Source organism: Methylobacterium crusticola, assembly GCF_003574465.1.
Lineage (GTDB): Bacteria > Pseudomonadota > Alphaproteobacteria > Rhizobiales > Beijerinckiaceae > Methylobacterium > Methylobacterium crusticola.
This window is the reverse complement of sequence record NZ_QOWC01000271.1, coordinates 1-8,690: the sequence shown is the minus strand read 5'-3', so window position 1 is coordinate 8,690 and position 8,690 is coordinate 1. Positions and strand designations below refer to the sequence as shown.

7 protein-coding genes and 1 pseudogene are annotated in these 8,690 nt (G+C 66.2%); 2 read left to right on the top strand and 6 right to left on the bottom strand.

Features of this window, described 5'->3' with window-relative positions; genetic code table 11:
- Positions 1–195: 195 nt before the first annotated feature.
- Positions 196–754: pseudogene (locus tag DT057_RS32720) on the bottom strand (IS66 family transposase zinc-finger binding domain-containing protein); the annotation flags it as partial.
- A gap of 723 nt (positions 755–1,477) precedes the next feature.
- On the opposite strand from DT057_RS32720, the gene DT057_RS32715 reads away from it, so the two are divergent.
- On the top strand, positions 1,478–2,725 hold the full coding sequence (locus tag DT057_RS32715) for a cytochrome P450 (protein ID WP_128566202.1): 1,248 nt from the start codon (positions 1,478–1,480) through the stop codon (positions 2,723–2,725).
- A gap of 36 nt (positions 2,726–2,761) precedes the next feature.
- On the opposite strand, the gene DT057_RS37070 is transcribed toward DT057_RS32715, so the two are convergent.
- From DT057_RS37070 to DT057_RS32685, 5 genes are all read right to left on the bottom strand, one after another.
- The gene (locus DT057_RS37070; protein WP_238314346.1) at positions 2,762–3,724 is read right to left on the bottom strand and encodes an HGGxSTG domain-containing protein; all 963 of its coding nucleotides are present in this window, start codon (positions 3,722–3,724) and stop codon (positions 2,762–2,764) included.
- A 185-nt stretch (positions 3,725–3,909) separates the two neighbouring features.
- Positions 3,910–4,719, bottom strand: coding sequence for a hypothetical protein (locus DT057_RS32700; RefSeq protein WP_128566201.1), 810 nt, complete (start codon positions 4,717–4,719; stop codon positions 3,910–3,912).
- A gap of 37 nt (positions 4,720–4,756) precedes the next feature.
- On the bottom strand, positions 4,757–5,014 hold the full coding sequence (locus tag DT057_RS32695) for a hypothetical protein (protein WP_128566200.1): 258 nt from the start codon (positions 5,012–5,014) through the stop codon (positions 4,757–4,759).
- Positions 5,014–6,708, bottom strand: coding sequence for a methionine--tRNA ligase (metG, locus tag DT057_RS32690; protein ID WP_128566199.1), 1,695 nt, complete (start codon positions 6,706–6,708; stop codon positions 5,014–5,016). Before metG ends, DT057_RS32695 begins: the two co-directional genes overlap by 1 nt.
- 416 nt (positions 6,709–7,124) lie before the next feature.
- Positions 7,125–7,718 carry a DUF308 domain-containing protein gene (locus DT057_RS32685; protein ID WP_238314345.1) on the bottom strand — a complete coding sequence of 198 codons (594 nt, stop codon included), beginning with the start codon at positions 7,716–7,718 and terminating at the stop codon, positions 7,125–7,127.
- Between the two features lie 93 nt (positions 7,719–7,811).
- Between DT057_RS32685 and DT057_RS32680 the strand changes: the two genes are divergently transcribed.
- Complete coding sequence (locus DT057_RS32680; protein ID WP_128566198.1) at positions 7,812–8,396, top strand: TetR/AcrR family transcriptional regulator; 585 nt, start codon at positions 7,812–7,814, stop codon at positions 8,394–8,396.
- Positions 8,397–8,690: the final 294 nt, after the last annotated feature.

Below are 8,690 nucleotides of genomic sequence, written 5' to 3'. Positions count from 1 at the left end.
TTGAGCAGGGGTGCGAAAAGCGATCCGCATCAGTCAGAGCGGCTTCCACGATCTCGGAGTCGTTGAGGCGACGTGCGCGTTGATCCTGGGGTTCGCCCTGGGGAGGTCGCGACGGCCCGTGCCTACAGCCATGATCTGCGTGTCAGCGTTTTGGACGTCGTGGGCGCCGGCCTGTCACGTCGGACTGCGGCAGCCCACGGCGTAAGATGCGTGGACGAGCCAGTGGTAAGCGTTCGAGCCCTTGATGCGCACGCCGGTCTCGTCGCATGCGACGACCTCGGCCTTGCGCAGAGCTGCGACAGCCGCGTCACGACCGGGACGGAAACGGCCCTGCGCGCGGCGGAGCAGGTTCAGCAGTCCGCCCTGGCTGAGCGTGGGGCCGAACACGTCTGACAGCGCCGCCTGCAGCCGCTCATACGAGAGCGCCTGAAAGGTCTTGAGGTCCGTCGCCACCGCGTGCAGCCGTGGTCCGAACGGAGTGCCGCGTGCCGCCTCCGGCACCGGTGCGACGACCCGCGTCCCGCAAGTTCGGGCAACGCACCGCCAGACGCCGGTGCCGCGCCACGATCGGTGCCACCTCCGGCAACTCGATCTGCTCGCGCGTGCTGACGACCTCCGCTGGAAGAGCGGCGTGCAGGCGGCCGCCGCAGCACGCGCACGCCTCGGGACGGTGCTCGACGATCTCGTATCGGGATCGGCACGCAGCTCGACTTTGGCCATCGCCAGATACCAGTGGACAGCATCCACCTGCACGCCTGAGCGCGCCGAAGGAGTTTTGTACGCTGACCATGTGCACGGGACATCGTGAATAGTCCCGGCCTGCGTGCCGACCAGCCAGTCTCGAGCTCTCACTCCTCGTTACTGTAGCCGGGCCGGGTTGCCTCGGCCTGCCATGGGAACGCGGTCGCTTGCCGGCTCGGCTCCTGACTGCGCGCGTAATCCCAAGGCAGCCGGCCGCGGATTGGCCAAAGTCGAGCTCAGTGACCAGCAGGAACGCGACCTCGACGCCCATCCTCATCACGCGGACGCGCGGCGGCGACCGCCCGGGGGCTGGCCAGCTGAACTGCACTCCTGCCCAGTGCATCGTCAGCTCGCTTGGCCCGCTGATGGTGATCTCCAAGTCCAAGTTGAGCATGTTCGGATCCGTGCCTCGCGGATCGCGCAGGCCAAGGTGGGGCATCTCGTCGGTGTTGCCGAGCTCGATCTCGCCGGTGACGTGCAGGATCCTGGCGATGTCGGCCGTCTCCAGGACGGCCTTCCATCTTCGCGTCCTGGGTACGACATCGCCCGACATGTGACGGCCTCCGAGCTGCACGGCCCTCAGCGAGGTCAGGCATGAGCGGGCCACGATCGGCAGCGTAAGCACGAAACTCGGCTGAGCCGAGTATTGCAGTTGCAACACAGGACGTCACTGCCGATATCGAACTGTAGTATCAATGCCCGAGCCTTCAGCGCCGAAGCCAGTAAGGAGGCTGAGATGGACGGGCAAGCGCACACGGACAATAGCGATCAGAAATCCGCTGAACCCCAAGATGCCGTCCCGACCCTGTCGATCGCGGAGCTGGAGGCCGATCCACACGGGGTATTCCGCCGCTACAGGCCCCGAATGCCCTTCACCGCTCACGAGGCTGGTGGATACCTCGTCCTGCGAGCCCGCGACCTTGAGCGGGTATTCCGGGATCCGCGCGTCCAGTCGACAGAAACCGTCTACCCGGAGATGCGCGGCATCACCGACGGCGTGCTGTTCGCCCTGTTCGAGCAAGGCATGCTGACATCCAACGGCGGGGTGCACCGTCGGCGTCGTTCACCTTTCACGCGCACCTTTGCCGCTCGGCTGATTGAAGAACTCCGGCCACGGATCAGACAAACAGCCGAGGATCTCATTGCGAGCTGGTCTGGCGAGGACGAGATCGATCTCGTCGAGCGCTACACAGCCATGATCCCGGCACAAACCATCAGCGGCCTTCTGGGACTGCCGCTGGCTGACATTCCACACTTCACGCGCCTCGTCTACGACGTCTCCCGCGTCCTGAGCTTCACGTTCCAGCCAGAGGACATCCCGACCCTCGAGGCTGCGGCACGCGAGCTGCAGGCCTACGTCGAGAAGATCCTTGCGGAGAAGCGACGGACGCCGAACGGTGACTTCCTGTCCCGCTACCTCGCGGAGGCCGAAGCGTCAGCCGAACTCGCGCCGCTCGAAATCATCGTTCAAATCGTCCAGCTGATCATCGGCGGAACTGACACGACGCGTGTGGCTGGGGCCATGCAGGTGGCACTGCTCCTCGAGCATCCCGAGCAGTGGCAGGCCGTCTGCCGCGATCCCGACCTGATCCCGGGCGCAGTGGCAGAGGCGCTGCGCTACGAGCCAAGCGTGGCCTCGATCGGGCGTGTGAGCCGGGAGGATATGGAACTTGATGGGCTCACGCTTCCGGCTGGCTCATTCCTTATGCTCTCGACCATGTCGGCCATGCGCGACGAGATGGTTTATGCGCGACCTGACGTCTTCGACATCCGCCGCACGGACCACCCGCGCCTGCATCCTGTCTACGGCGGCGGACCGCACCGCTGCATCGGGGAGGCCCTGGCACGCGTCGAGCTGGAGGAAGGACTGACCGCTCTAATCCGCCGCATCCCGCAGCTCGGACTGGCCGGTACTCCACCAAAGCTGCAGGGTCACAGCGGGATCCGCCGGATTGATCAGATGCATGTGGCGTGGACGAACTGAGCCATTGCCCTGGCTGCTGAGAGCAAGTGCCGAACGCTACTGCTCCTCGACCATTCGCGTCGCGGCCCGCAGATCCCGCACGGTCCGCGCCAGCCTCCGCCTGAAGGCGATTGCCTTGGCTGAGTACCGCCCGTGCTTCCAGGTCGAGCGCGGTGAGCGCTCCAGCCCTTCAGGCGTCTGCGGGCCGGTGCTGGCGCCTCCCTGCATCCGGCATCGTCCGTTCGCCATGGCGGGCTGCCGGCACGATCCTTTATCCCGCCGACGGGCCCCACAGCGGGGCGCCGCGAAGGCACCGCGCAACCGGTCGCAGGAGCACGGGGCATGGGGTTGGTCGCCCGAAATCCCCTTCACCCCCACCCCGTCGCCGAGCCTCAGCCCCCCGGTCACGCTGCCCGCCACCACGGCCTGAGCGCCCTCGCCGATGTGGTTGTGCTGGACCACCACGACCTGCCTCCCGCCCGAGCGCACCCGCTGCAGGGTCTGCATGCCGGCCTGGAACGAGCCCGTCAGGCGGGCGTAGGCACGGGCCATCCGCTCGGCCTCGACGCACGCCGCCTGCCGGCTCGGGCCCCGCGTTCGGCCGACTTCCTCGAGGTGCTGCTGCATGGCGACCGCCGCCTTCATGGCGGCGACGCGGGCGGTGGCAAGCTGGTGGGCCAGCATGCGCTCCAGCCCATCAGAGGCCCGGATGGTGTCGGCTGTGTCGAGGCCCATCTCCAGGCAGCCGGCCTCCTTGGCGAGGTCGAGCCGATTGCGGCTGGCGTCGGCTGCCACGGCGTCTGGGTTGGCCAGGGTGTCGAGGATCGCCGGCAGGGTGGTCGTGGCGAAGTCGTCCGCGGGCACGAGCTCGCCGCCGGCTGTGCGCGGCGTGGCAGGATCGAGCGAAGTGCGGGCCTTCGCCTCGTAGCGGTCGGCGATGGGCGCGACCGCGCCGTTGGCTTCGGCTCGGACGCGGGCGGCGGCGAGGATGGTATCGCCAGATTTGCGTTGGGCGGACATGGGGGGATCCTACAGGAAGTCGCGGCCGAGTTCACCTACAGGAAGGTAACTCTGTGGCTCTCTGGATTGGTCCGCACAGGAAGTTGGCGAGCCAGATGCCTGGATTAGGTCCTGGTCTGCCGGCTTCAGCGTTATGTTCCTGTCGTGTGCCAAGCTGACCGACCTCCTCCGCCCCAGTCGCGATCTCACGTTCGAGGCTGCGCACCGATCTCTCGCGACGCCCTCGTCATCGCGCTCTCCAGATCGAGCATCTCGCGGAGTTCCGGCAAGTACTCGGCGCTGAGAACATCTTTACCGTCGCCGTACACAACAACAATGTCCCATTTCCTGTCAATAAGTGTGAGCAATGTACGAAGCTCAATAGCATGAATAAGATTAGGCGGGAACATGGAAAGTGATTTCTGGCTTTCGGCGATAATCACAAAAAATCGATCCGGCGCGGGTGAAGGGCTGATGTTGAGGTTCAGGTGATCGCCCTCCTTTCTGGCAACGACAAAGAGGTTCGAGTAGAGAAACACCGGCAGTACGAACGTCATATCCTGGATTGCGCGTGCTCGCGCGAAAGCAATCTTCAATGGCGTCGCGGTCCCTTCGATCTTCGACGGCATGACGAGCGCTGCGATCTTGTCGCGCGCTCGGATCCGCTGGCGCAGAACTCGCAACCTGCCGATCGCGTAAGCTCCGATGAGCACGGCGCAACTGCCCCACACCATGGCTGAGGCGATGCCGGCGTAAGTTCCTTCACCCCAGAAGGCGTGGACCCCCGTCACGACGACTTGAGCGCCCAATGCGACGGCTACACCGAGCTGAGGGTCGATCGGTGCTGAGCGCTCGGCCTTTTTGCGCCACCACAGCAGCGAAAGCCCAACGACTCCCAACGAGACGTACGAGGCGGCGAATGCCACAACCGACCATTCCGACGCGAAGCCAATGAAGCCGAGTACGACCGCCCACAGGACGATCACGAATGCAACCCGCTCTTCTTCGATGGTCATCAGCCAGGCCTGTTGCTGCGACGTCACTCGGCGTAGGCTACACCAGTTGCCCGCAGCTGATCCGCTTCTCACCGGTCCCGTTGAAAAACTCGGATAGGATGCCCTCAGCCTCGTCCAACGCCTCGACAAAGGGAAGGTTTATCTTTCTTTGATGCGTCAGCCCCGGATTCGCGTCGAGCCGGGCGGGCGTCCGCGGAAAACATGTCTTCGCGGCGCGTGGTGTGGAGCGCCACTTCGGCTGCATCCCGAGTTTTTCAACGAATTCGACCCAAGCTGGACGTTGAAGCTGCCGCATCACCCACCGTCCGCGACATGCAAGCTAAGATGTTCGAGGCTGAGCTTCGCGATCGGCTCAAAAGAGAGCGGTAGCCTTGCTCCAGCGCGCCGATCGCCCAGGATCAGATCCTCGACGTCGCCGGGCCATGCAGGCACGCCCGCGCCTCCCCTGCCGCCAACCGCGGAGATGGCCGAGGCCGCGAGGTTTGGAACGATGCTCCAGGCCGTGGTCGCGCACACCTCGATGACACCCAGGGCCGCGCGGGTGACCACCGCCGCCCGCGCACGGTCGTGTCCGAGCACAGACCAGGGCGCAGCTTCCTGGACATAGGCGTTCGCCCGCGCCCAGAGCGCCCGCGTCTCGGTCGCCGCGCGCCGAAACTCCCGTTCCTCGTGATGCGCGCGGATCGCGGCGACCCGTCCGTCAATCTCTGCCACGAGTGCACGTTCGGCCTCGCCGGGCTCCCCTCCAGGCGGTATCCGTCCCTCGAACGCCGCCGCCGCGAAACGTGTCACTCGTTGCACGAGGTTGCCGAAGACGTCGGCGAGGTCCTTGTTCACGTCCGCCACGAACCGTGCGGCCCGGAAGTCCACGTCGGCGCTCTCTGGCGCGTTCGCGATCAGCCACCAGCGCCACAGGTCGGCGGGTAGCGCATCGAGCGCGGCCTCGCAGGACAGGCCGCGCCCCCGGCTCGTCGAGAACCTGCTGCCCTCGAAGATCAGCCAGTGGAGACCCTTGATGACATCGGCCGTGTGCCAAGGCTCTCCGGAGCCGATGAGGGTCGCCGGAAAGCCGACGGTATGGAAGGGCACGTTGTCCTTCCCCAGGAACTGGACGTAGCTCGTCTCGCGGGCCGCCTCGCCCCACCACCACTGGCGCCAATCGCGATCGGATCCGGCGGTCGCCCAATCCTGTGTGGCAGCGATGTAGGCGATGGGAGCATCGAACCAGACGTAGAACACCTTGCCTTCGAAGCCCTGGCGCGGCACTGGCACGCCCCAGGCGAGATCGCGGGTGATGCAGCGGTCGCGCAGATCAGCCGTGAGCCAGCTCCGCGCTAACGAGGTGACGAAGGGCGGCCAGCCCGCACGCGTGTCGAGCCAGTCTCCGAGCGCGTCGCGCAGCGCCGACTGACGCAGGAAGAGGTGGCGGCTTTCGCGTACCTCCAGTCGATTGTCGCCCGAGAGGGCGGAACGCGGCGCTTCGAGATCGGTAGGATCAAGGAGGCTGCCGCAGGCGTCGCATTGATCGCCGCGCGCCTCGGGGTCGCCGCAGCGCGGGCAGGTGCCGACGACGTAGCGGTCGGGCAGGTAACGACCATCCACGGGTGACCAGACTTGAGGCACGCTGCGCTCGGCAATCAGCCCCGCTGCATCCAGGCGACGATAGAAGTGCTGGGTGAGTGCGTGGTTCGAGGGCGCGGAGGAGCGTCCGAAATGATCGAAGCTCAGGTTGAAGCGACGGTACGTTTCGGATTGACGGCGATGCTGCTCTTCGCAGAAGGCGGCCGGTGACTGGCCGGCCCTTGCCGCCGCGATCTCAGTCGGCGTGCCGTGCTCGTCCGTGGCGCAGACGAACAGGACGTCGTTGCCGACCTGGCGCTGAAAGCGGGCGTGGACGTCGGCGGGAAGCAGCGAGCCGACGAGGTTGCCGAGGTGCTTGGCGCCGCTGACGTAGGGCAGCGCGCTCGTGATGAGGATGCGGCGTGACATGGGGTACGTCCGTGAGGAGAGAGGGACGCGCCGAACCCGAACGGAATTGAAAAAGCCCTCCCGCGTGGCACGGAAGGGCGGGGTTCGGCGCTCTCGCCTGTCGCGCGCTGACGCGCGTCACCCTCTCCGGCCAGACCTCGTGCGGTCGGGCCATGTCATTCGCAGGCAGTGAGCGAACACCAGGGACATGGCAGCCGCATACCGCGGGCAATGCGCGCGATCAAGGCGCCGCGTACGCATCGAGCGGACCGGCGGTCCAGTCCGCTCGCTGATGGCCATCGACAGTTCGGTTTGAGGGTTGCCGAACGTTCATCAGATCCGTGTTGGCCAAGCCGCGACGGGCTGCCCTGGGGAACCTCAAGATCGTGACAGCCCGGGCGCCCACCTGACGAAGCGCCCAGAACCCGCTCCGCACCTCAAGCAGTCGAAGCCTTGCGGCGGAAGGTCAGGAGAAGTGCGGAGACGAGGAAGTAGAAGGCGCCGAATGCCGCGTAGGGAGCGATATCGACTATGCCGGGCCGCCCCGGACCGAACGCCCGCGCGACGAAGAGACAGCCCGCCAAAGCCGATTGGGCTCCGCTGAGGATCATGGCCCATTGCGCGCCGGACGTCCTCCAGCGGCCCACGCCGGTCGCGAGCTGGAGCAGCCCGGCGAGGGTGGCCCAAACGCCGAACACGCCGAGCACCGTGTTCATGTTGCTGAGGGTGACCGCGACGGCCAGGGCTGTGACGCCGCTGACCGCCACGTTCACAAGCTGGGTCTGGTTGCGCGCAAACCCGCCGTTCCGTTTCGCGTCGATCACGTTGGCGAGTGCGTCCCAGGCCGGGTAGGCGACCAGCAGGGTGCTGGCGACTGGCGGCAGGCTCTTGCCGACCGTGAAAGCTGCGGCGACCCAGAGCGCCGCTACCCCGGCACGGAGGTAATAGTAGTTCCTCAATTCCGATTGCGCCGAGATCGCCGCGTTGCGCGGGATCCCTCGCGGGCTGTTGCCGAGAACCTGCAATGCCATGCGTCCTCTCCACCTACCGACTAGTCGGTCAGTGACGTATAGATGGTTGAACGGCCCGGGGCAAGCGCTTACTTACTAGTCAGGAGGTAGGTGATGAAGGCAGCGGCGACGACAGCGGACCGCATCCTGGGCGAGGCGCGCAGCCTCATCATGGCCCGCGGTTACAACGGCTTCAGCTATGCGGACATCGCCGCGGTCGTGGGAGTCAGCAAGGCGAACGTCCACCACCATTTCGCAGGCAAGAGCGACCTCGCGACCGCCGTGGTCGAGCAGTCGCGCGCGGGCATCCAGGCCCAGGTGCACGCGCTCAGGGAGATGGAGCCGAACGCTGCCGAGCAGCTTCGCGCCTACACCCGGTACTGGGAGCGGTGCATCCTCGACGATTCCGCTCCGTTCTGCATCGCCGCGATGCTCGCGGCCGAACTGCCGAGCCTTCCTCACGACGTGGCCGTGGCGGTCAGGGCGTTCTTCGTCGACCTTAGGGGCTGGCTGACAGACATCCTCGTCCTGGGGCTCCGGCAAGGCGGCGTGACCCTCGTCGGCACGCCCGAGGAGGAGGCCGACGCTTTCCTGTCCGCTGTCTACGGGGCCATGCTGTCCGCCCGGGCGTTCGGCGACCCGCGCCGCTTCGCCGTCATCGTCGAGACGCTTCTCTCGCGTGTCGTTCCCTTCCGGTGACACGTGCTGCAGGGTTGAGAAGGCCCCCGAACGCGTCAGCGCGCATGAATGGTTAGGCCTGAGGTTGACGTGAGCCAATGCGCAAATGCTGGGCTTCGACAGCGCCGACCTCCATGCCACGGCGACGGTTGAGTTCCCGGTCGGCGAAGCGGGGTAGAGCCGCGCCGCGGGACCTGCATAGGACAGGGAATCGCCGGCGACCACTGGCAAGAGCATGCTGTTTTTTGATGGAATCGGAGTTCACGAGCGGGCTGGGGTCTGCTTGCCTTTCGGCCTTTGGGAGAAGGTCGTTCC